General features: G+C 63.0%; 21 protein-coding genes and 2 pseudogenes. 9 read left to right on the top strand and 14 right to left on the bottom strand.

Translation table 11 applies throughout. The features are described 5' to 3' along the window. Positions 1 to 4: 4 nt before the first annotated feature. Positions 5 to 502 carry an RES family NAD+ phosphorylase gene (locus ASD47_RS20600; protein WP_056760599.1) on the top strand — a complete coding sequence of 166 codons (498 nt, stop codon included), beginning with the start codon at positions 5 to 7 and terminating at the stop codon, positions 500 to 502. A gap of 186 nt (positions 503 to 688) precedes the next feature. Here the strand turns inward: ASD47_RS20600 and ASD47_RS20595 are convergent, their stop codons facing one another. The 3 genes from ASD47_RS20595 to ASD47_RS20585 all read right to left on the bottom strand — a co-directional run bounded on the left by ASD47_RS20595 (position 689) and on the right by ASD47_RS20585 (position 3,050). Beyond that, entirely contained in the window at positions 689 to 1,972 is a 1,284-nt protein-coding gene (locus ASD47_RS20595) for a type II toxin-antitoxin system HipA family toxin (protein WP_056760596.1), read from the bottom strand. Continuing rightward, positions 1,965 to 2,342: a helix-turn-helix domain-containing protein gene (locus ASD47_RS20590; RefSeq protein WP_056760593.1), complete on the bottom strand. Its 378-nt coding sequence runs from the start codon at positions 2,340 to 2,342 to the stop codon at positions 1,965 to 1,967. The genes ASD47_RS20595 and ASD47_RS20590 overlap by 8 nt, the downstream gene beginning before the upstream one ends. Before the next feature lie 396 nt (positions 2,343 to 2,738). Next, positions 2,739 to 3,050 (bottom strand): hypothetical protein, encoded by a 312-nt coding sequence (locus tag ASD47_RS20585; protein WP_056760592.1) that lies wholly within the window; start codon positions 3,048 to 3,050, stop codon positions 2,739 to 2,741. A 494-nt stretch (positions 3,051 to 3,544) separates the two neighbouring features. Between ASD47_RS20585 and ASD47_RS20580 the strand changes: the two genes are divergently transcribed. Both ASD47_RS20580 and ASD47_RS20575 read left to right on the top strand, forming a co-directional pair. Then, a complete protein-coding gene (locus tag ASD47_RS20580; RefSeq protein WP_200945285.1) occupies positions 3,545 to 4,354 on the top strand; it encodes an alpha/beta hydrolase in 810 nt (269 codons plus the stop codon). A gap of 75 nt (positions 4,355 to 4,429) precedes the next feature. Continuing rightward, on the top strand, positions 4,430 to 4,768 hold the full coding sequence (locus tag ASD47_RS20575; protein WP_056760589.1) for a hypothetical protein: 339 nt from the start codon (positions 4,430 to 4,432) through the stop codon (positions 4,766 to 4,768). Positions 4,769 to 4,925: 157 nt separating this feature from the next. Here the strand turns inward: ASD47_RS20575 and ASD47_RS20570 are convergent, their stop codons facing one another. Beyond that, complete coding sequence (locus ASD47_RS20570; protein ID WP_056760585.1) at positions 4,926 to 7,010, bottom strand: ATP-binding protein; 2,085 nt, start codon at positions 7,008 to 7,010, stop codon at positions 4,926 to 4,928. A 136-nt stretch (positions 7,011 to 7,146) separates the two neighbouring features. On the opposite strand from ASD47_RS20570, the gene ASD47_RS28330 reads away from it, so the two are divergent. After that, the gene (locus tag ASD47_RS28330) at positions 7,147 to 7,242 is read left to right on the top strand and encodes a helix-turn-helix domain-containing protein (RefSeq protein WP_156402354.1); all 96 of its coding nucleotides are present in this window, start codon (positions 7,147 to 7,149) and stop codon (positions 7,240 to 7,242) included. Between the two features lie 219 nt (positions 7,243 to 7,461). Here ASD47_RS28330 and ASD47_RS20565 read toward each other — a convergent pair. The 6 genes and pseudogenes from ASD47_RS20565 to ASD47_RS27075 form a co-directional block, all read right to left on the bottom strand. Then, positions 7,462 to 7,668: pseudogene (locus tag ASD47_RS20565) on the bottom strand (IS6 family transposase); the annotation flags it as partial. A gap of 279 nt (positions 7,669 to 7,947) precedes the next feature. Then, complete coding sequence (locus ASD47_RS26775) at positions 7,948 to 8,403, bottom strand: hypothetical protein (protein WP_156402353.1); 456 nt, start codon at positions 8,401 to 8,403, stop codon at positions 7,948 to 7,950. Between the two features lie 28 nt (positions 8,404 to 8,431). Then, entirely contained in the window at positions 8,432 to 12,835 is a 4,404-nt protein-coding gene (locus tag ASD47_RS20560) for an RHS repeat-associated core domain-containing protein (RefSeq protein WP_082564730.1), read from the bottom strand. A gap of 2 nt (positions 12,836 to 12,837) precedes the next feature. Beyond that, on the bottom strand, positions 12,838 to 13,239 hold the full coding sequence (locus ASD47_RS20555; RefSeq protein WP_082564729.1) for an RHS repeat domain-containing protein: 402 nt from the start codon (positions 13,237 to 13,239) through the stop codon (positions 12,838 to 12,840). A 285-nt stretch (positions 13,240 to 13,524) separates the two neighbouring features. Further along, a complete protein-coding gene (locus tag ASD47_RS27080; protein ID WP_162251695.1) occupies positions 13,525 to 13,677 on the bottom strand; it encodes a hypothetical protein in 153 nt (50 codons plus the stop codon). Between the two features lie 189 nt (positions 13,678 to 13,866). Then, positions 13,867 to 14,520 (bottom strand): type II secretion system F family protein, encoded by a 654-nt coding sequence (locus ASD47_RS27075; protein ID WP_235525993.1) that lies wholly within the window; start codon positions 14,518 to 14,520, stop codon positions 13,867 to 13,869. Positions 14,521 to 14,619: 99 nt separating this feature from the next. On the opposite strand from ASD47_RS27075, the gene ASD47_RS20545 reads away from it, so the two are divergent. After that, positions 14,620 to 14,955, top strand: a complete 336-nt coding sequence (locus ASD47_RS20545; protein WP_056760572.1) for a hypothetical protein — start codon at positions 14,620 to 14,622, stop codon at positions 14,953 to 14,955. A 370-nt stretch (positions 14,956 to 15,325) separates the two neighbouring features. Further along, complete coding sequence (locus tag ASD47_RS20540; RefSeq protein WP_156402352.1) at positions 15,326 to 15,655, top strand: hypothetical protein; 330 nt, start codon at positions 15,326 to 15,328, stop codon at positions 15,653 to 15,655. Positions 15,656 to 15,715: 60 nt separating this feature from the next. Here ASD47_RS20540 and ASD47_RS20535 read toward each other — a convergent pair. Next, positions 15,716 to 16,140: pseudogene (locus ASD47_RS20535) on the bottom strand (transposase); the annotation flags it as partial. Between the two features lie 448 nt (positions 16,141 to 16,588). After that, the gene (locus tag ASD47_RS28325; RefSeq protein WP_162251693.1) at positions 16,589 to 16,948 is read right to left on the bottom strand and encodes a transposase; all 360 of its coding nucleotides are present in this window, start codon (positions 16,946 to 16,948) and stop codon (positions 16,589 to 16,591) included. Positions 16,949 to 17,335: 387 nt separating this feature from the next. On the opposite strand from ASD47_RS28325, the gene ASD47_RS26770 reads away from it, so the two are divergent. Then, the gene (locus ASD47_RS26770; protein ID WP_156402351.1) at positions 17,336 to 17,515 is read left to right on the top strand and encodes a hypothetical protein; all 180 of its coding nucleotides are present in this window, start codon (positions 17,336 to 17,338) and stop codon (positions 17,513 to 17,515) included. Positions 17,516 to 17,770: 255 nt separating this feature from the next. On the opposite strand, the gene ASD47_RS20525 is transcribed toward ASD47_RS26770, so the two are convergent. Together ASD47_RS20525 and ASD47_RS20520 are read right to left on the bottom strand one after the other, a co-directional pair. Further along, positions 17,771 to 18,112: a hypothetical protein gene (locus ASD47_RS20525; protein ID WP_056760560.1), complete on the bottom strand. Its 342-nt coding sequence runs from the start codon at positions 18,110 to 18,112 to the stop codon at positions 17,771 to 17,773. Positions 18,113 to 18,548: 436 nt separating this feature from the next. Further along, positions 18,549 to 18,893 (bottom strand): hypothetical protein, encoded by a 345-nt coding sequence (locus ASD47_RS20520; protein WP_056760613.1) that lies wholly within the window; start codon positions 18,891 to 18,893, stop codon positions 18,549 to 18,551. 639 nt (positions 18,894 to 19,532) lie between these two features. Here ASD47_RS20520 and ASD47_RS26765 point away from each other — a divergent pair. Together ASD47_RS26765 and ASD47_RS20510 are read left to right on the top strand one after the other, a co-directional pair. Beyond that, positions 19,533 to 21,659, top strand: a complete 2,127-nt coding sequence (locus ASD47_RS26765) for a hypothetical protein (protein ID WP_156402350.1) — start codon at positions 19,533 to 19,535, stop codon at positions 21,657 to 21,659. Then, a partial coding sequence (locus ASD47_RS20510) for a hypothetical protein (RefSeq protein WP_156402349.1) occupies positions 21,656 to 21,884 on the top strand: 229 nt, incomplete at its 3' end. The genes ASD47_RS26765 and ASD47_RS20510, both read left to right, overlap by 4 nt.

Genomic DNA, 21,884 nt, shown 5'->3' with positions numbered 1-21,884 from the left:
CGCCATGCGATATTCCGGTCCGCTCTATCGCGCGCTCAATCCCGTCTATGCGCGTGAGCCGATGTCGGGGCGCGGCGCCGAACTCTACGGCGGCCGGTTCAACGCCAAGGGGACGCCGGCGCTTTATGGGGCGCTGGAGGTGATGACGGCCGTTCGCGAGGCCAATCAGGTCGGCGCGCTGCAGCCCACGACCTTGGTTTGCTATGTCGCCGACATTGAAAGGGTCTTCGACACCGGTGACGCGGCCGCGCTGGCGCAGCAAGGCGTCGATGCGGCGACGCTGGCCCACACCGGCTGGCGCGATGAAATGCGATCCGCAGGCCTTTCGCGCACGCAAGCCTTCAGCCAGCGCCTAATCGCCCAAGGGTTCCAGGGGCTGTTGGTCCGCAGTTTCGCGCCGGGGTCGGGTCCGGACGATCTGAACTTGGTGCTCTGGACTTGGGGCGCGGCCCCACCGAGCCGCCTGACGCTGGTCGACGACGAAGGTCGCCTGTCTCGCTAGCGGCCGCCTACGCAGCAGGCGTGTCGATGGGCTGATCCTGGGGACGCTTCAGGCTGATCCGGGTTTCGGGGCGCGCTTGCGCCGCGCCTCCGCCCGCTCCGCCGATCGCCGCCGCGAGGCTAGGGCCGGGCGCGGCTGACGACGGCGCTTGCCAAGCAAAGCCCCGCTGGGTTCCGCCGAGGCTCGTCATCGGCTTTCCTTCACTAGGGTCAGCTCCGGCCAGCGATCCCGCAGCACGCGGGCGCGTTCGCGCGTGATCGGCAGGTCGGCCAAGGTCTGCGGCCAGGTGTCGAGCGCCTGGACAACGAGGTCCTGGACCTCGCGGGCGATCCAGTCGGGGTCCAGGCGCAGATGCTCCGCCACCCGGCGAAAGTGGTGCAACCGCACCGAGTCGAAGCGACGGATCTTGGCGAACGGCAGGCCCAGGGTGTCGTCCAGCGGCGTGAACAGCGCCGTGGGGACGATGTCGTAGGCGGGCGAGAGCCGGATCTGCCCGGGCGTGGGGAAGATGAACGACCAGTTCTTCAGGTGGTTGTCGCCATTGCCCAGCAGGATGTCGGCCACCAGCCGGCGAAACCCTTCGAGCACGTCGTCACGCCAGTCGGTGCTGAAGCGGGCGATCATGTTGAGAACCGTCTCAGTGTTGGCGGTATATTTGCGCTCGCCCACCGCGCCGAGGATCTGGCCGGCGTCCTCGATGTGGATGCGGCCGTCCTCGGTCGTACGGTCGAAGCGCTCGACCGCCAGCGCATGGTCGCCCACCAGCATTTCCGGCGGAACAGCGCCGATGTCGCTGTTGGCGACCAGGCGGACATTTGCGGTGCGCACGCCAAGGGCCTTGGCCAGGCTCATGGCGGTGAACTCCGCCTCGGGCAGGCCCGGATAGGCGGCGGAGGCCAGCTTGAGGATGTAGCGGCCTTCGCCAGCGCGAGCCGGCGCGGTGAAGCGCTGGCCCGCTTCGGCGGCGATGAATTTCAACTGGACCCCGGCCAGGGAGAACTTCACCTGGCCCTCGGGCGCCGGCGCGCGAAAGCCTCCGACCCTGTCCCAACGGAGCGGTCCCGCGGAGTCTGGCGCCTCGGCGTTGTCCGGCGTCACGAAGATCGCTCCGGGCAAATCGGCGCCCAGCCGGGTGATCAGATCGAAGGGGTCGTGGTCGCCGGGACCCATCTCGTTGATGACCAGATCGCGCAACGCGCCTTCCGGCAACAGCCCCGCGAACCAGGGCGGCAGCCCGCCATAGAGACCGATCTTGTCGCTGCGATAGTCCAGTCGTCGGCGCGTGTCGGCCGGATCGCCCGGGGAGAACCAGGTCAGGCTGAGGATCGGGCGCGCCTCGTCGCGCAGCCACGCCTCGTCGGGCAGGAAGGCCGTCGCCCCGACCCCGTCCCGGGTCAGGGCGCCGACGCGCACTGGTGCGCCGTGCTGGCCCAACAGGTAGGCGCCCAGGACGGTGGCCTGCTTAGCCATCGGGATGGTCCTCCTCGTCGTCGCCGAGATCGACGAACAGCTCGTCGAAGGTCGACCGGGCCGGGCCGTGCGCGTGCGGATGTCGGCCCGTCTTGGAGGCGTCCTTGTCGCCGCTGGCGTGCAGGCTTGCGATGACGCGGGCCTGGTCTCGCGGCACTAGCACCGGCACCAGGTCGAGCGCGTCGCAGATCTCCGCCAGCAACGTCAAGCGGTCCTTTCCCAGCCGGCCCCGCGTCAGGTCGGTTTCCAGTTCGGAAACCCGGCCCTGCTCGCGCCCCAAGCGCTTGGCCAGTTGCTCCTGGGTGAGGCCCCTGGCGCGACGGGCGGTCTTCACCGCCTCGCCGAGTGTCTGGAAGATGTCCGTGCGCATCCGACATTCCGGATAATGTGGGAAGAAAATCCGGAATTACGGATATATCAATAACGGCGAGGTGTCTATGAAATCCGGAATTCCGTATTTATGGGACCCGATATCCGTAATTCCGGATAGAGGGCCCACCAGGACGTTATGGCCGGCGTTCTTGACGACGATCACGAGGGACTTGCGCTGGAAGTGGAGCGCGGCGGATCACCGCCCGCCGCATCGGCGCTTATGAAATCCACGGCGATAAAATGAACACCTGCTTGCACGAATGACTCTGCCGCGTTGCAGGCCTGCGGATCGATGGAAAGGGGGTTAGACGCTGAAGCGGAGATCATCGTTGGCGGCGGCTTGAGTCATCGGCGGCGCGACAGCGATAAGGGGTTCAAGCGCCCGGCCGTGGCGTCAGGGCCGCTTGCAAGCGCGGAGCATGGCCGTATTGGCCGCGACGGCCTGGTCGCCGGGGAGGGCTTTGCTCGCCTTGGCCCGCTCGAGCGCGGCGGCGCAGGCCGGGCTGTTGGTCAAAAGGGCGGAGGAATAGGCGGTGGTCGACGGTGCGAGGTCCATTGGCGATTGGGCGGCCTTGGGCGCCGCGCCCAGAAACACTAGCAAGACGATCGCGATAAACAGTGTCAGCATCGCCAAGACCAGCGCCGCCAGGGCCTTGGAAACCGGCTGATCGACATTGGCTTGCGCGAGTTGCTGGACCGAGACCATGAGGCGCTCCGTTGGCGACGAACGGTGTGCCCGCCGACGCGTCCTGCAAAGCGATATTCGCGGTTAAGACGCACGACGGAGCTGCGGCGTGGCCGCCGCGCCACGGTCGCGAAGGCTGGTCGCTCGGACGCGGCGACGGGAGCGAGGTCGCGTTGGCTCGCCACGCGCAGCATTGGGGCGCCGATTGAACAGGTCGGCCTGTGATCCGTTGGTTTTCGCGGAACGGCGCCGGCCGCCGGGAAACGAAAGAATCGACCATGAGCGGCGCGACGAGCCCGGCCGACAAGGCAGGTGATGAGGCGCCGCCGGGAACGCCAGGATCGGGCGAGGCGCTTTGCGCGCGATGCTCCGGTGCGGGCCAGGTTGACGGTGGGGATTGCCCGATCTGCGACGGCACGGGCGTGGTCAACGCCGGGGTCGGCGGCGGGTGACGCTTGGGCGCGGACGATCTTCTAAGTCCGGGATGGACGAGCGGCCGGTGGGGCGTCGGCGAGGTGAGCCTGCATGTGGTGCAGGCCGGTCCCGCCGACGGCCCGCCGGTCATCCTGCTGCATGGCTTTCCCGAATTTTGGTGGGGCTGGCGGCGTCAGATCGCGGCCTTGGCGGCGGCGGGTCACCGCGTGATCGCGCCGGACATGCGCGGCTATAACAACAGCGACAAGCCCCAAAGCCTGGAAGCCTATCATATCGACGTTCTGGCGGCCGACGTGGTCGGCCTGGCCGACGTGCTCGGCTTGGCCAGCTTCGACCTAGTGGCCCATGACTGCGGCGCGCTGATCGGTTGGCGGGTCGCCAGACTTTATCCGCCGCGCCTACACCGCCTGGTGCTGATGGACGGGCCGCATCCGGATGTCTTTGGCGCCTACGCCGCGATCCACCCCCTGCAGGCGTTGCGCAGCGCCTATGTCGGCTTCTTCCAGCTGCCCTGGCTGCCCGAGGCCTATCTCTCCGCCTTTGACCATGCCGCCTTGAAGGCCTCCCTGAAAGCGACCGCCAAGGAGGGGACCTTCTCGGCTGCGGATCTGGCCGCTTATGCGCAGGCGTGGGCGCGGCCGGGCGCGCTCGCCGCCATGATCAACTATTACCGTGCCCTGCGGCTGCGAAAGCCGGATGCGCCGCCGGCGCGGATCACGCCGCCGGTGCTGATGCTGTGGGGTCAAGACGACGCCTTCCTGGATGGGTCTGGCGCGTGCATCGCTGGAGTGCTGCGCGGACGCTCGCCTGCAGGTCATCGAAGCTGCCGGTCACTGGCTGCACCTGGAGCAGCCCCAGGCCGTCAACGCCGCGATCCTGCGCTTCCTTGACCTCAGCCTATGATGCGGTGACGAACCCTTGATCCCGCCTGGCGTTTAGGTCCGGAATCTCGAAAGGAGTCGTTGATGGCGCAGGGCAAGGATCCGGAAAACGCCGATGGCCTGGGCGGCGTTTACAAGGTCGCCGTACCGCGGCAGCCCATCCCGACGCTGGCGCGTGACCCCGAGCCGGTGATTGTCGCCCACGGCGAAAGGGCGGGCTCGTCGCGGCTGGTCGGTGATCCCGAGCAGGTGACCAAGGTGGTGCATACGCAGGATCCGCCGATCGAGCCGCCTAGCGACGCCAACGCCAGGGAATCGACGCTGCGCCCGATGCGCACTCCCGAGGCTCCGCTTCAGGATGTGCGGATTTCACCCGATGAGCCTTCGGTCTGGACGGCGGAAAAGGACCCTTCGCACGATTGACCGGCGTCAGCAGTTGCGGCTGCACGCCGCCGGCGCGCGACTATTGATCCGGGTTCCCGTCGCGAGTACGGCGCGCGGCGATATGAATGGGGACGACCTGTTCGGCCGGATGTCGGCGATCGGCTGACTCGTTAAGCGGCTCGGAAAGGCGTGATCCTTACGCCTCGGCGTTCTGTTCTGGATGAAGCGCCCGGCCGATCGAACGGATCAGGCCCGCCGCATCGAACGGCTTGGCGATGTGACCATCCATGCCGGCGGCCCGATAGCTCTCCACCTGATGACCCATCACGTTGGCGGTCAAGGCCAGGATCGGCGTTGGCGTTCGTGCGTCGCGTTCTTCCAGCCGCCGGATGGACCGGGTCGCTGCCAGGCCATCGACACCCGGCATCTGGATATCCATCAGCACCAGATCAAAGCGTTCCTGTTCAAACATCGCCACCGCCTCGGCGCCGTCGCAGGCCAGGGTCACCTCCAGGCCCAGGGGCTCGAGCAGGGCCTGGATGATCGTTCGGTTGGTCCGATTATCGTCCACCGCCAGGACCTTGCCGCCGGAGAGACAGGGTCCGTCGTCTGGTTGCTGGGCGGCGCCCAGCGGCTCGGACCCGCGTTCGAGCGGCGCGGACAGGCTAAAGCACGAGCCCTGGCCAAGCGCGCTCGTCGCCGACAGGTGGCCGCCCATGGCCCGGGCGAGGCGCTGACTGATCGCCAGGCCCAGACCCGTACCGCCGTAGAGCCTGGTGGTGGAAGCATCGCCCTGCACGAAGCTCTCGAAGACGTGATCGAGACTGTCGGACGAGAGGCCAACGCCCGTGTCGGTGACACTGACCTCCACCCCACCGTCGGCCGCGCGCGCCGCCACGGCGACCGTGCCGGCCGCGGTGAACTTGATGGCGTTGGAGATCAGGTTGCCCAGGATCTGGCGCAGGCGGACCTCGTCGCCTCGCCAAAAGCCGCACAGGGTCGGACCGAAGTCCAGCTGAAGCTTCAGGCCCTTCTGCTCGGCGAGGCCTTCGAACGCGCGACAGGTGAGGGTCAGGGCGTGCTCCAGATCGAAGTCACGTATTTCCAGGGTCAGCCGCCCCGCCTCGATCTTGGAGAGATCCAGCAGATCGTTGAGCAGGACCATCAAACTCTGGCCGGACTGACGGGCTATGGCGATGCGCTGACCTTGCTGAGGCGGCAGGCCCTCGCGTTCGACCACCTGCAGCATGCCCAGAACACCGTTGAGCGGCGTGCGGATCTCGTGACTCATATTGGCCAGGAACAGGCTCTTGGAACGACTGGCGGCCTCGGCCTCCGCCCGCGCGGCGTCGAGATCGGCGGCGTTGCGATCGACGCGGCGGACGATGCCGCGGATTCGCACCGTCAAGGCCGCGACGGAGACGAGCAGGACGACGATGACCCCGGCGATGATCACCGCAGCGTCCCGCATGGCGGTCAGGCCGGGCCGAGCCGGGGTCCAGGCAAGACCGGCGATCGGCCGGCCGGCGTGGTCCTTCAGCAGCAGGCGAGCGGCGGCGTTGTCAGGACCGACCAGCCTGGCGTTCTTGAGACGGAGATCTTCGCGGACCGCTTTGACCAAGGTGGTGTCAGCGCGAACAGCAGTGAACAGCACGCAGGTGCGGCCCACCCGGCGGACAGCCGAGGCGTGTTCGGGGATCACCGTGGAGGCGGCGACGAAATAGACCGCTCCTCGCCAGACGACCGCGCCCGTGAGGGTCTGCGCCTGTTGCGGCGCGGCCGGGCCGATGTTAGCGCGCAGGACGCGCAGCTGCTTGGCGTTGGCCAGGCGAACCGCGGCCAGCATCGGCGCGGTGACCTGGCCGAAATCCGCCAAGGCCTCGGGCGGGATATTGCCATCGGCCGTGTAGCCGTAGAAGGGCTGGTCGTCCCCGTCGACGGCGTAGGCCAAGTCGACGCCGCGATTGTAGATGAAGAACTCACCGATCTCGGCGTCGGCCCAGGCCCGATCGCCGCCGGGCCGAAGCGTGTTGTACGCCTGATCCCAGATCGTGGCCGAGGTCAGATCGTTGCTGGCTTTGGCGCTGGTCCGTTCCAACATCTTCTGAGCCAGGACCTGTTCCTGGCGCACCTGGCCTTCATTGACGGCGCGGGCCGCCAGGGCCAGGACAATGACGAACGCGGCCACGACCAGGGCCAGGAGCAGGCACGCCGTGCCAAGCAGCCCGCGAACATCGCGGCCGATCGAGGTGTTGGTCTGCAGGGCAAAGGGGCGGGCCATGGCCCTAGCTGTTAGGCAGCCTGCCTTAATGATCGACCGATGATCGCGCCGGGGGACAATTTGCCGCGGTTATCGCTTGCCCGCGGTCGATCAAGCCCGCCGCTTGGGCCTCCTCACTGAGAACTAACGCAGCGGCCTGGAGCGAGGTCTAAGAAACCCAACGGTGGTGACGCTGTACGAGATCGCTACTGCGCTTAATGTCCAACCCATTGATCTGCCGAAGCCGGTCTGAGGCCGATGCGGCACATAGCCAGCGACGCGACCGAAAAACGACCCTAACTCCGGAGGCCAGGGCAACCTGAGTCTTCTCCGATCTGGGAACGTCCGCCTTCGGGCGGCGAGAAATGCCGAGGTCTCGATTATCCCGCGACCGGGCAAACCTGGCGCTGGGCTGACAAATCGGCACGGCGAGGAGGTCAGGATTTAGGAAGGGTCCTCAGGCCGAGGGGACGGGTCGACGGCGCTTCAAGTTCCTGGCGATCTGTGGACCGAACTTGATCGTCCAACAGCGGATGGTCTCGTAGCTGACCTCGATCCCGCGCTGGGATAGCAGTTCTTCGGCGTCGCGGAAACTCAAGGTGAATCGGAAATAGAGCCACACCGCGTAACGGATAATCTCCGCCGGGAACCGATGACGTTTGAAGGACAGGGCACGCATCGCGTGCTCCCGCCTGTCTCCGGCGACTAGGTCCAGCCTTTTCGCGGATCCTGCCTCACACCGGCGCGCTCATGAGAGGGCCGTTTACCTGACAACACCCGATCGCCACCGTCTGCGCCTCGATGGCGGCGACGAGGCGGTCGCCTGGCTGGGGCGTGGGTGCGGCCTGCGAAGGCGTCATGCGAAGGCCTTCAGATCCAGGTCGCGGACCGCGCCAAAACGAGTTTATATCCCTGCTTCCCAAGGACCTAAAAGCCAGTCGATCAACCTATAATGCAGTCAATTTTGACGTATAACACCCTTCACCGCTAAGAGAATCTGTTCAGAATTCCCTTTCAGCAGAACTAACGGCAAAAGCTTATCGCTCCCGACCGTTCTCTTTATCGAGATATAATCCAAATTTATAAATAGATATTTCTGGAAGACAATAGACGCGCCCATGATGTCCGCAATATCGACTGACCAAAACAATTTATTTAGATAGACAAGTTTTCCATTACTCTCGTAGACGGCAGCGCCATTGAATGCAGAAGTTAATATTGAGAACGACATAAATGCAAAAGGAATGCCCACGAGGTATATGGCGCAAATAACAAACGTCCAGTTAGATCTATACAGCGCGTACTGCATAGGATCGCCACCCCCAAGAAATGGAAATCCATACAGACAGATCAGAAGAAAAATTTGTCCAAAGGCATATGCCGCCGCCTTAGTTCTCAAAATTTTTACAGGCATGAGTTATAGCTCCTCCACTCAGTTACGCCTACCACGGAGCGGGAACCTGCCAGTCAGGATTCGCATGTGTAGCTTCGACAGCACGTCCGTATGCCGTCTGAGCCGCCCTTCCTCCAGCATCAGTTGCGCCCAACTTATCCGCGCCGATCCCAGCCGCGCCTCCTCCAATAACAATTCCAGCCGCAACCCCTGGCGGCCCGCCAGGGGCGCCGAGAAGGCCTCCAACAAAACCACCCAGTGCACTCGCGGCGCTCGTAGTGCCCATCCGTCCGCCAGCACCGGCAATAGCTACTCCGGGATCCTGACCATTTTGGATTTCAGATTTTACTTTGAGTCCCTCACTTGCGACCGTAAGAGCCGTTCCCACTACCCCTAAGCTCTTCGAAGCTCCACTAATGCCGCTGGTAGCACTACCTGCTTTCGCCATTCCACCCGCAATAATCCCGACTTTTACAGTCTGAACATCTGCTACCGTGGATAGAACTTGCGCCGCCCGGTCAGCACCTGCCCCCCGCGCTTCAGACGCGGGTACTCGGGACATAGTTCCTGCCTGTGGAATTTTGCTCTGTCCGCCAGGACAACTTTGGAGAGGCGCGCAAGTGGTTCCGGCCGGGTCGCCCCGATTGACCGGATCATTGCCGACATAAGCGTACCAGTTGAGGCCGTCGTCGTAGCCAGTGGGGTCGGTTTGGAGAAACCGACCCAGGGTCGGAGAATAGGCGCGGGCCTTGTAGTGGTACAGGCCGATCTCCGGGATCCAGGCTTGGCCGGTGTACTGGAACCGCCCCTGGTTGCCGGCGGCCGGAACGCCGTATTCGTCGTAGGTGTTGGTGAAGATCGAGGCGCCCGCGTCATTGACCGCGCCGATGATCGAGCCTTGGACGTCGGCCAGCAGCCAGCGGCGATCGCTCGTTCCCGAGCCTTCGTACCAGATCAGCGGCGCGTCGGCCGAGGGACTGGGCAGATAGCGCCGCAACAGGGTCGAACCGTCGTACTCGGCCACTAGGTCCGAGCCTGAATAGAGGAAGGTGGTGGTCGTTGCCCCCGCGGTCAGCTTCCACAGCCGGCCGCTGGGCTCGTAGGCCAGCCGCGCCCCGGCCGAACCAGGGGTCGAACTCAAACCGGCGCAGTTGGTTCCGGGCAGGTCTGCGGCGGTCAGGTTGTTGAGGACGTCGTAGCAATAGGCCCGCGCGCCGTCGCCGGCCAGATTGCCGCGTGGATCGCTGGTGATGGCGCTGCTGGCGGCCTGGGTGAGTTGGTTGAGGCCGTTGACGACATAGCTGGTCCCAACCTGGCCGCCGCTCCACTCATAGGCGGCGTTGGTGGCGTTGCGGGTGCGTAGCTGGGCCGCGGCGGTGTAGTCGAAGGTCCAGACTTGGTCGTTCGCCACGCCGGCGGCGTCCTGGCTGACATAGACCAGGCGCGAGGCCGTATCGTAGTCGCGCCAGGTGGGCACGCCGTTGGCGCGATAGGTCAGGTAAAGCTGGCCCAGGTCGTTGTAGTAGAACGAGACCGCGAACAGACCGCCGCTCTCATGCACCCCCGTCATCGCCCCCAGCAGATCGTAGTCATAGGTCGCATAGATGTTGTCGGGCCAAGTCAGCTTGGTGCGATTTCCAGCAAGATCGTACTCGTACGACATCGTCAGGCCGTTGGTGGTCTCGGACTTGACCCGCCCGAACGCATCGTAGGCGGTCTGGGCTATGCCGCCTGCATAGGCCGCCGAGGTTCGCCGGCCCAGATTGTCATAAGTATAGACCTCGCCCCGCAGGCCGTTCTGAGCCCGATTGAGCGCGTCGTAGCTGAAGGTTCGAACCTGGCCGTCGCGTAGGCGCCAGGTGACGCGATTGTCGGCCTCGTCATAGCCGTAGGCGTCGTAGTCGCTGGCCGAGCTGCCGCCGCCCGAAGCGTTCGGGTAACGTACCGAGGCCAGCCGATCCAGGCTGTCATAGGCATAGGTCGTCACGTTGCCCTTGCCGTCGGCGACCGTCGCCTCCCTGCCGTTGGGCGTGTAGGTGACGACTTTCTCGATCCTCTGCGCGCTGGTCAGGTAACCGGACACGATATCCGCCACCCGGCCGGCGGGGTCATATTCGGTGACGGTGATCCGGTCGGGTCCGTCACCGCCGGCCACACCCAGGCTGCAGGCCGAGGCCGGTGGCGCGTCGAACTTGGCGGGGTTCATCCGCTGGGTCGCGCAGCTTAGCCGCCCAAGGACGTCGTAAGCCGTCTGGGTTTGGGCGAAGGCGTGATTGTCGCTGCCGTAGGAGGTCTGCAGTGTCGTGCGGGCCTGGGCGTCATAACCCGTGCTGACGTGTTGCAGGACCTGGAAATGGTTGTCGAAGGCGTCGTCGGTAAAGTCCGCGACCACGCCGGTGCGGGTCTCCTGGACCTGGCCGTCGGCGCGATAGACGGTCTTGGTGGCCGGGTGTTTGCGTTGTCCCGCGCCGTCCGGGTCCGGTCCGACTTCGCCGATCTTCCAACGCGAGGCGTCGTAACGTATCTGGGTCAGGTCGTCCGAGCCCGGCAGCGGTCCGTCGACAAGAACGACATCGCCCCGGTCGTTCGGGTAGTAGTGGGTCGTGGCCCACTGGGGCCCGGGCATGTCGCCGCTCCGGACCGTCTTGGACGCCAAAAGCACGTTATTGGGCGTGTTGCTGTCTTCGTAGCCGTAGTCGATCACCGTCTCGTCGGCCGTGCCCAAGCAAGCCGGCGCCGCACCGCTCGCGCAGGTCGAACTGCGCACCAGACGGCGAACCGGAGGGCTGACCGTCATGACGCCGTTCTTCACATAGCGGGCCGTGAACGAGGCGTAGTTGTAGCGTGTCTGAGGACGCACGCCGTTGGGCCCCGCCGGCTGGGTGACGCTGAGAAGCTCGCCGGTGGCCGGGTCGTAGGCGTAATCGGTCTGATTGCCGCGCGCGTCGCGCGTCCAGTCGGGCGACTTGCAGTTTTGCCCCCCGGCGAAGGTCAGTCGGCAGCTGTAGCTCGCCCGTGCAACGGTCGCCCCGGGAATCGCCGTGACTTCGGGATCAACACCCGTCTGGACGCCTTTGGGAATACGCCACGCGGCCGTGACGTTGCGATAATCGTCGAACTCGTAGTACTCCCGATTGCCTTCAGGATAGGTGATCTGGTTGATCTTGCCCTTACCGAGCCCCTGATCGTCAGCGGAGTACTGCAAGGTGGTGGTCTGCGTTAGCCCATTGGTTCCCGTGAATTTGTCGCTGATAACGTGGGAATTGGAGACGCGCGATTTGACCACGCGGACATTGCCCTGCGGATCCGTAACTGTCGTCGTCAGTATCCCATCGTCCGGAAGGTTCGTGGTTGTGTCGACGACATAGGAATAGCCATAAGTCCAGGTGGAGGTACCGTCGCTGAAAGCCACCACGCGATCGGCATTCTCGACCGACCTAATCGTGTAGATTCGAGGCTTGTCGCCCGTTGGGTTCCTCCAGATCATGACCAACTGACCTGAGCTTGTGGAGCCCGTTCGATCTAGGGCGCGCCCCAAGGTTCTCTGGTCGGCATAGGTCGGGCCGGCGCATCCGACGGTGTCGCAGCCACCGTTCTTCAGGTTTGCCGCCAAAGGTTCATAGAGATTGCTGGCGTTGCTTCCGACCAGCGCATAGCCAAGGCTACTCTCGACCTTCATATTCGCGGCGCCAACACCGCTAGTGCGGGTGAAAGTCCACACCTCCCCGGTCGGATAGGTCAAGCTAATCAGCCGCCCAATAGGCGAGGGATTGTAGGTGCTCCAGACCACATACTCGAATTTGGCGACCGTCCCATCGACGCCAAGGTAGGTGATATCCGAGGAGGTGTGAGTGAATCGCCCTTGAGCGTCATAGAGCGGCGTCACGGCGCCACCGGCGGGTTGGCCGATAAACATCATGCTGCGCCCCGACAAAACGAGCGTAGTGACGATGATGTTGGGAAAGTTAGACGAAGTCGCTGAGTTGAACGTTCCCCAAACTTGAATATACGAATCTAGCGATGACAATGCCGATCCAGCCCGATGCAAGTCATTCGCCGCCAAGCCGCGGGCGCCGTTGCCGCCGATGCTGTTGATCGGTTCGCTCAGTGTCAGAACACCGGAAAGCAGATCCACCCCATTATTATCGACCACTGAATAAATCGGCGGCGTCGGACCCGGTGGAGAGCCCACGCTTTCGTTTGGATCGGGTGCGGGCGCGGCGTTGAACACGGGACCAGAGGCCTTGGCCCTCTCAGCCGGCTCGATCGGTTGGTTGGCTGCAACTGCCGCCGGTTCGGGTGCAGGGGCCTCCTGCGCCAACGCTGGGCCGGCGATGATCGTCACGGCCAGAGCAAGCGCCAACACCAATCCACCGCGCGTCGGGCGCGGCAAGGCCAGAGGTTCAGGCAGCACGGGTTGAGGCATTCCTTTAAAGTCGCAGGCGGCGGTCATGACTATTGGCCCTGCACCGCGCCCAGGGATGGAACCGGCTTGCCGGCCATGTCGACCAAGGCTCGCGCCTTCAGCGCCGCCAGGCGCGCGTCGTCATTGGGAGCGGACGTCAGGCCATCGCCCGGTTTGACGGCTTCATCGGTGGTTTCCGAACTCTGGACCGCCGCCAGAGGCGCGCTGGCCCGGGCCATGGAACCGCCGGCGCTCACGGCCAACTGGGTGCGATTGCCCGCCGCGTCGTAGGAATAGGTCAGCGTGCCGGACGCCCGCGCGACGGTCTTCAACTGCCCCTGGGGATCATAGGTGTAGGTCGTCGAAGCCTGAGCCCATGTCTGCGAAGGCTCGCCTACCGCCGCGACCACTGCCGCCGCCGCGGCCATGATTAGCCGCATCCCCAAAGCCATCAGTTCCCCCGACCCATACTGTCAAGCTTGATCAGTAGGACGGTGGGAGGTGGCGGGCAAGCCGCGAACCGTGCTCGCCAAAGTTTAAATGACAGTGGTCAGTTCAGTACAGCTTGGCCAACGCGATAACCCGAAAGCAATCCTGCCATCATTAACCCGATCAAGCTCTCAAAGAGAACAATCAGCGCCGGTCCCAGGAGCCGCGCGGCCGTCTCGATGCCGCACACCGCGGCGTCTTACTCCAGCTTGCCCGAGCGCAGCGGCATCCGACCCAAGGCGCCGGTGTCAACTCACGCAATGAAACCACGCGTACGACGGTCGGCGGTCGCCCTTTACCGCCTGCAGCGCCTGCGACAGCGGCACACCCTGGCGGGCCTGTTGCAGCACGACCTGCAGTCGTATCTTGACGAGATCGAAGCGCGCGCCGCGAATGGCCAACCGCGTCGCTGATCGGCGCGGGCCCTCAATATCGCGCTCAGCGAATCGAGAAGCCGCCAAACGCCAGCGCGCAAATCGTGCGCGCCAGGGTCCCGTCAACCACAGGCGACCGAGCAGTTCCTCGAATCTTGATCGTAGGGGGCGCTCGAGGAGATGCAGCCACGGCGCGTTAGGTCTATACGATAGTGCTCAATTCAGCGCCGCCTGCCCCAGTTCGGTCACCCCCGACAGCAGCCCCGCCATCATCAAGCCGATCAGCCCGCCCAGCAGGACGATCAGGGCGGGTCCCATGAGCCGTGCGGCCGCCTCGATGCCGCAGACCGCGGCGTCCTCCTCCAGCTTGCCCGAACGCTGGAGCATGCGCCCAAGGGCGCCGGTCGACTCGCCGACCGAAACCAGCCGCACGATGGTCGACGGAAACCCCTTCACCTCTTGCAAGGCTTGCGACAGGGACACGCCCAGGCGCACCTGCTGGAGGACGACCTGCAGACGGCTCCTGGCTAGGTCAGAACGCACCCTGCGGATAGCCAGCATCGGCAGTAGGGCGTGGCTCAGCGCCGGGTCGCTCTGGATGGTGTCGCGCACGGCGATGTCGAAGGCGCCGCGTGAGAGCCGCAGCGGCAGCTTCACGCCGAAGATCTTCAGAAGGCCACGGATCTCGTTCTCCAGGTCGATGCACTTGCGCTGCATGACCTTCCGGCAGGAGATCAGGGCGCGCAGATGGTGGCTCTCGATGCTCTTCACATGCACCCGGCTGTACCAGCCTGACCGCAGGATCTGGGCGATGCCGCGGGCGTCGTGCTTGTCGGTCTTGTTGCGCATGGCCGACAGCGCCGCGTTCACCTGAGGTTTCCGGCGGCAGGACGCTCGCAACGGGTCGTCTACCATAGTAACAGCTAAGCTTGTTCGGGATGGTCCGAGCTCAACCATGTTCGAGGATTCATGCTAAAAGCGCTTACCGCCATTGTTGTGGCCCTGCCGATCCTGCTGACCTCGACTCAGAGCTATGCCTTGGGGCGAACAGGCAAGATCACCGGTATTTTCCTCTCTTCGCCGGGCAACATGCCATTTCGGATTTCGCTCGACAATGCGCCTCCCGAATGCACCGGGGGCATACTCTACTTGGACACCACGCACCCCAACTACCAAGCCTATGTCTCTGGTCTGATGCTGGCTTTCTCTTTGGGTAAACAGGTCACGGTCTACTATGTGCAGGCCCAGGCGGTTCCCGATTCTAGCCTGCCCGCGTGCGCGATCCAGGAGTACGGCTTCTCGTAAGGTTCGCTGGCCTCTGTCGATTCGGAAAGACGCTCGGTCCGGCGCTTTCCTGAACCGACATAGGCTTTGCGTGTCCATTTAGCATTTAGCCAACGGCCGAATAGCTGGTTTCATAGAGGCCGAACTGGGAAGCGGCCTCGAACTGAGCGTGGCGCCGGCTTGGCGGAAGGCACAAATGCTGAACCTTTAGGCGTTGCTGGAAATCTCTTCGCCGCTTGATTGCAGGGCGTGATCGACCTAATTAAGGTCAAGCTACGGGTTGGGAGATGGGTGTCTTGAGTATTGATCTTGGGGCGCGGCTAGTCTTCGCCGCAACGTTGATTTGTGCGGGCGTGGCGCTGACCAACGTTCAGGAATCGTGAGGAAGCAAATGCGCCTAGAAAAATTCGGCATCGTCCTGGCTATCGCGGCGCTCGGCCTAGCGGCCCCCGCCTATGCTGGCCCAGATAGCACGACGCTCGCCCCCTTGGTCGGCGTCAACGCCCGCGATCTGGGCTTCGACTTCTACATCAACGGCACGACCAATCCGATGGGCTGCAGCCAACCGACGGCCTTCCGGATTGCCAATTCGATGAGCAATCGCGAGACTATGGCGGCGACGCTGCTGACCGCCTTCACGACCCAGAGAAAAGTCGCCGTCTATGTCTATAACTGCGACACCGATGGTGCCTCGCTGGTCGCCTCGGTGCGGATGTATTAGGTCTAGCGCTCCAGCCGTCGTCGCCCAGGGCGCTGTGTGCGTCCGGCCGCTGCATGTCGGTCAGGTGTTGACGTGATTTCCGCTCTTCCAGGCCCAAGGCAGCAGCTCGTCGAGGCGGTTGACGGGTGGCCATCGACCATGCATTCGAGGATATCGCGCAGATAGGCGAAGGGCTCGACGCCGTTCATCTTGGCGGTCTCGATGAGCGAACCGACCACGGCCCAGCGGCTGCCGTCGCCGCCGCCGTCCGAACCGGCGAACAAGTGGTTCTTGCGGCCCAGGGCAATGGGCCGGATCGCGCGCTCGACGGGATTGTTGTCCAGATCGATACGGCCGTCCGTGAGGAACAGGCTAAGCGCCTCCCAGCGGCCCAGGGCGTAGCGGATGGCCTCGGCCAGGGCTCCGCGCTGCGGCGCGCGGGCCAACTGACGTTCGGGCCAAGCATGAAGTTCGTCGGCCAACGCCTCTCGATCACGATTTGATCGGCTTCAGCAGCGCTCAGGCGTTGCAGGAAATAGGCGCCGAAGATGCGTTCCTCTTGAGCAACCATCCAATTCTGGCCGCAAGCTCTGCATTTCGAAAGGTAGAGCCACCACTGACGACCGCCGTGATCGCAGACCCGATCCAAAGTCGCGAAGACCCTGGCGTCCAAGCCATCGAAGCCCATCGGCACCACAGCCAAATCCGGCAGCGCAATGCACTCACATTTCAGGCGCGGACGAAGACCAACTGCGAGGCTTTCTCGCAGAGCAAACAACGCGTGGTGATCTCGATAATCGAGCGAAACGAGATCGAGATAGAGTTGCTCGCCCAACTCGACCTCAACCTCATCATGGGTATAGAGCCACGCCTCGAATTCAGCCGAGGGCATGTCTCCCCGAATGAAGCGCCAGAGCGTAGTTTCGACCGCACCCGGCACGCGCGATCAAGACGTTATGGCCCGCGGCCCTTCAGCGCCGCGTCGACAGGCCGAACACATGGCCGCACCGACGAACCCTGCAAGTGGCTCAAGAACATCCTTGCCGACAGGGAGCCGTCCACACAGGGTGGCTCCACGACCACGGGCGCGAACATGGGCTCTGACGACGGCGGCGGCGCCATCGCGCGCAACTCCCGTCGCCAGGTGAACAGCTGCGTCGGCGCCAAGCCGTATCGCCGCGCCACAGAACAAGCCGTCTCAAGACCGCTGCAACTCTCAGCCACAATCTGGCGCTTGGCCTGCGCCGACCATGTCCGCCGATGGCGCGCGCCGGTGAAAACCTCCAGCCGGCGCACCGGCGCGGTCTCCGTCATGGTATCATCAGGTGGCATTGTCATGGAACCAGGCTTGCCCTCACTCAGGGCGCGCACCTTCCAAGGATACAAACACCGACGCTAGGTGGGGCAGAACACCGTTTACTCTTTACCTGCAAGTTCCATATGCGAAGCATACGAGCTTCACTATGGTTCGTGTGCTACCTAAAGCCGAACCGTCAGCCTTAGACATATTGGATCGTGCGGCGATGGCCTTATGGAAGCTATGAAAATCAAGATCTTCGTCGCCGTTTTGCTCACCTTAGCTGTCGCCGCCGGTCCCGCGCTCGCGAGTCAGAGCCTCAATGTGCGGGTGATCAAGGTGGTCCCCAACAACGCCGGATCAGTGCTAGTTTTCGTCGATACGCCCCGAATCCAAGCGCCGGCTTGCAATACCCGCAGCGCTCAAGCATGGGCTTCTCCGCGACCACATTGGCAGGCCAGGGACTGCTCGCCACTGTATTGACCGCCCTGAGCACGGGCTTGCCGGTTGATATCGGCGGTGTGGCGGTCTGCGACGTCTACAGCGATACTGAAAGCCTCGGCTGGGTCTCGATCAACAAATGATTTTGGTTGGCCAGCAAGACCAACGCTACATTGGTCTTGTGGAAAGTCACCCGCGCCGGTTTGGCTGAATGCTCTTGTTGGGGCTGGGGATCTCGACAAGGAGCGTGCCGCTCACAGCGACGCCGCTGCCGCCCGCACGGCGACACGCACGACCCTACGTCGCGTAGGCGTCGAATAGGGCCAGTACCACAAGCCAAGTCCCAGTCCGCAGGCCCACTGGCCTTTCCAGTTCCGAAGATCTGATCAGCCCCCAAGCTATTGCATGTTCACGTACAGTACAGTGCAGTTAGCATTGTTACCCGTGACCATCACCGACTGGCCCGCAAGCCTGGCGCTGAGCAGGAGTGAGAAGACGGCGTTGGCGTTGTAGGCCTTCAAGTCGTCCGTGGCCCCGGTAGGCATGTACAACAGCTGCTGGCCGGCGGCGCAACTTCCCACCGGCCGATCGACGGTGAAAGCCACCAGGTTGGGCATGTAGGTCGCTTCGACGCTGGCGATCTTGACGGCAACGCCCCAATCGAAGGCCTGGCTTGGCGTTGCTGCGCACATCGCAGCGCCGGCGGTCGCCGCCAAGACAATCTTGCCGATGATGTTCATGCAGGTCCTCAATTCCCATCGTCCTGATGGAAGCTCCACCTTGAGTGATGCGGCTGGTGGTTGCAAGTCGATGCCGAAAGCTCACCCGGACGGCGAGTTGGGTCTGGCGGGCTCTCGCCCGAGGTTTGCCAGGTTGTCCGGCAACCACCGTCGGCTTCCGACATCCCAATTGTCGTCCTATGACCGACGCAGGGTGACGCCAACGACGCTCCGGCACGAATACAGGCGACCATCGACTGGATCTTGCTGTTCGTCGCCTGGGCGGTAATCAATATCGACCAGAACAGCTGGGGACCAGGTCGGGCGCTAGGCGTCTGAAATCTCGCAGCCGATGGGATTGTAGAACGCGGCTATGGCTTGCACCCGCAGGTCGGCCCAAGTGCATCCATCCCTGATGGTGCCGATGTGGGCCCGCGGCGTTTCCGCCGGCGGGTACTCAGTCTTCAATCAGGAAATAATCGACGGTTTCGGTGTCCGCCCAGATCGTGCAGGCGCCAGTCCCGTGAATGAAGATGCGCTTCTTGAGCGCAAACGCCGTCATAAAGGCCGACAGTTGCGCCTGCCCGGCCAAGGTGCTGGCGTTGATCGCGTAGCGGGCGTCCAGGCCGGGGCCGGAGCATGATGGACGGGTCCCTCTCGATCCCGTGGTGTTGAAGAGTACGGCGCCGTTCGACATGCCCATGACGCTGGTGATTTGGCCGAATTGGGCGTCCGACGCATAGGCGGGCGCCGCCGCCGAAATCAAGACGACCGCCGCCAGGACAAGAAGTTTACGCTTCAAGGTCGTCGCCCTTTCCATTTTGACGGGTAAGTAGAGCGGGAATTTCTGCGACGCAACCCGGACGACCCGTCTTTGAACTTTCATCCCGTCCGAACCAAAGTTTCGAGGTTGGGTGCGCCGCCTGTTGCGATCGGGTGCGCGGCGTGAGCTCCCGAGGTCTGGCGACCGGCCGCCTAATGCGGCCAACGGGTGTTGCGCCGACCGTGCGGGCCACCGAGATCGAGGAGGAACAAAGAGGGCGTTGGAGTACGAAGGCGGCAATGACAGGCGCTGCGCCCCGGCTGCGGCGCCGAGCCGGCCACGGGCGGCCCGCTGGTGAGACGACCAACGATGGACATGTTGCGAAGGGGGGCGAACTGGGCAGCCGGCGTTGAATCGAGCGCTATTGAATAAATTTCATCCCGCCCTGGTTGCGTCCTATGGGGCTACCTCATACGGTCAAGGTCCAGGGGGATTTGGGTTGGGGCGTTTCATTGGCTTTTTATGAAGTCGCGCCGGCGGTTAGGGTGGGGCGCAGGGGCGGCATGATCCCATTCCCGTTTCTTGTGGGCCGGCCGCGCCAGCGAACGGGCCTTTCTTCCGCGCATCAAGCCCTGCAGGCGCATCGCGCCATCTCGGAAATCTAGATTTGGAACTCTAATGCCCAAAGCAGTAAACGGCCATGATTCCGGTCGCGCGCTTTTCCGTTTGAGCTGCGCCGCCAGCGCTTTTGCGCTTGCAGCGGCGATCTGCCAGCCGCTTGCCGCTCACGCTGGTGATTTTGCGGCCCCACCTCCTCCGCCGACCAGGGCGATGGATCAGAACGGTGTGAATCTCATCTCGGGCTCACCCAGCCTCGATCTTCCGAGCATTTCCACGGCCGGAATCCGGGAAGTCATGCATAACGCTGGGATCGTATATACGGGTGCTCTCACGGATTATCATGATAGTTTCACAGGCTATATGATCGACTATGCGCGCACTGTCGGCACGTCAGGTGGCGGGCAGCTTGCAATTGTGGTCGGCGAGAAGCGCTTCATTATTGGCGCCGACATCTTCTTAAATAGTTGTGATGGCGGATGTAAATATTTCGATAAAGACGGAATCGTCTATACACTTGATGCGACGAAGAATTCGGAGGGGTTTGGGGGGGTAATGGGTAAGCTCGCCGTGCTTACCCAGATTGATAAACCGGACGGCGAGGTGATAAAAATATCCCATATCGTGGCAAGTGCAAACTTTGCCATAAGTTCCGGCGGTACGGAGCAGAACGGTGGTGGTTATACTACGCATCGCGTGGCCATTTATTATCCAAAGACGGTAGTCAGTTCATCTGGTTGGATGATAAAATATGAATATGACCCGATTTCGTCCAGTTTGCCTAGTGTTGGTGGATTTACTGCCTACAAACCAAAGAAGATTTACATAATTAATGCTTCTGAGGACTATTGTGGTGTTGATGCCGCCACATGCACGTCGCCGAACGCCCCGCGTTGGCCGACGCTGAACATCGCCTTTCCATCCGCCTATTCGGACGCGGGTGGGGTGGCTATCGGTCGGTTTATGCCCGAGTGGGCCTTGCTGCCTTCGGGGCGCGACCAGCAGTACAGCTTTGCACCGGAAACGCGTCGTGTCACCAACGCCTATGTCGGTGGTATGACGACCGCCTACGCTTATAGCTGGGCGGACGGAACGGTAGGAACGGCTCCTTACATAATTACCGCCACCAAGCCGGATCAATCGACCTATTCCGTTCGATCGGAGAAGGCTAACTTTCAGTTCTTGTCGAGCACTACCGGAAAGTTCGATATAGAATACTTTTATCTTGACCAAATATCATCGTTTACCGACGGTCGTGGTCGCGTTACGAAGTATGAATACAACAATGACAATACAGCCTATAGGGCCGACAACAGAACCCTGAAGCGGCTCATTTCGCCTGAGGCGACCTACAGCGGATCGACGCTCACCGGCGGCTATACCGAGTACGGCTACGACTCCCGCCGCAACATCACGAGCATATCGGTCTATCCGAAGAGCGGCGGCTCGCCCTTGGTCACCCGGTATGAATACGAAGCCAGCTGCACCGCCGACAACTACCGTATCTGCAACAAAGTCAAGAAGATCACCGATCCGAAGAACAATGTGACGGATTTTGCCTATTATTCGGCTCACGGGGGGCTCAAATCGAAAACCATGCCGGCGGACGCCAGTAATGTCCGTCCTGAGGTCCGCTACACCTACAGCTTGCTGACGCCGATGGTGAAGGACGCCAGCAACACCCCGCTCGCTTCAACGCCAGTGTATCGTCTGACCCAGACTTCGTCCTGCCGCGTCGCGACGCCCGGCAACCCCGCATCGTGCGTCGGTACGGCCGATGAAGTCGTTACTTCCTACGCCTACAACACCAACAATCTGCTCAAGACATCCGAAACCACGAAGGCCGGCGACAATTCCGTTTCAGCCACCACAAGCTATTCGTACGATCTCGTGGGCAACGTCATCGCCGTGGACGGTCCGATCCCAGGGAGCAGCGACATTTCCTACACGACGTACGACATTCGTCGTCGTCCGGTGTTCGAGATTTCGCCTGATCCGGATGGCAACGACCTGCAGAAGCGAAAAATCGTCAAGCATAACTACAATGTCGACGGCGTCGAATATCTGACTGAGGTGGGAACCGGCAACGCCACGGATGGGTCGGACTTCGTCCCGGCCTCGTTCACGCGCAACACCTACGACACTACGAGCGGCCTGCTTATCAAGACCGAGGTGGGGCAGCCATGATCGTGGGGGACATCATGAAGCGCTTTTTGGCGGTCGCAGCCGCGGTCGCTGGTATGGGCCTGGGTCAGGCGGCCTCGGCCGAAACGATCACCAGCGTCACGCAGTTCAAGTACGATGTGAATCAGCACCTGCAATGTGTCGCGGTGCGGATGAATCCGGACGCTTTCGGTGCGCAGCCGGACGCCTGTGTTCCGGGAACGGCGGGGACGGACGGTCCTGACCGGA

The sequence above is a fragment of the Caulobacter sp. Root1472 genome (assembly GCF_001426985.1).
GTDB lineage: Bacteria > Pseudomonadota > Alphaproteobacteria > Caulobacterales > Caulobacteraceae > Caulobacter > Caulobacter rhizosphaerae.
This window is presented reverse-complemented; position numbering and strand designations above follow the sequence as displayed.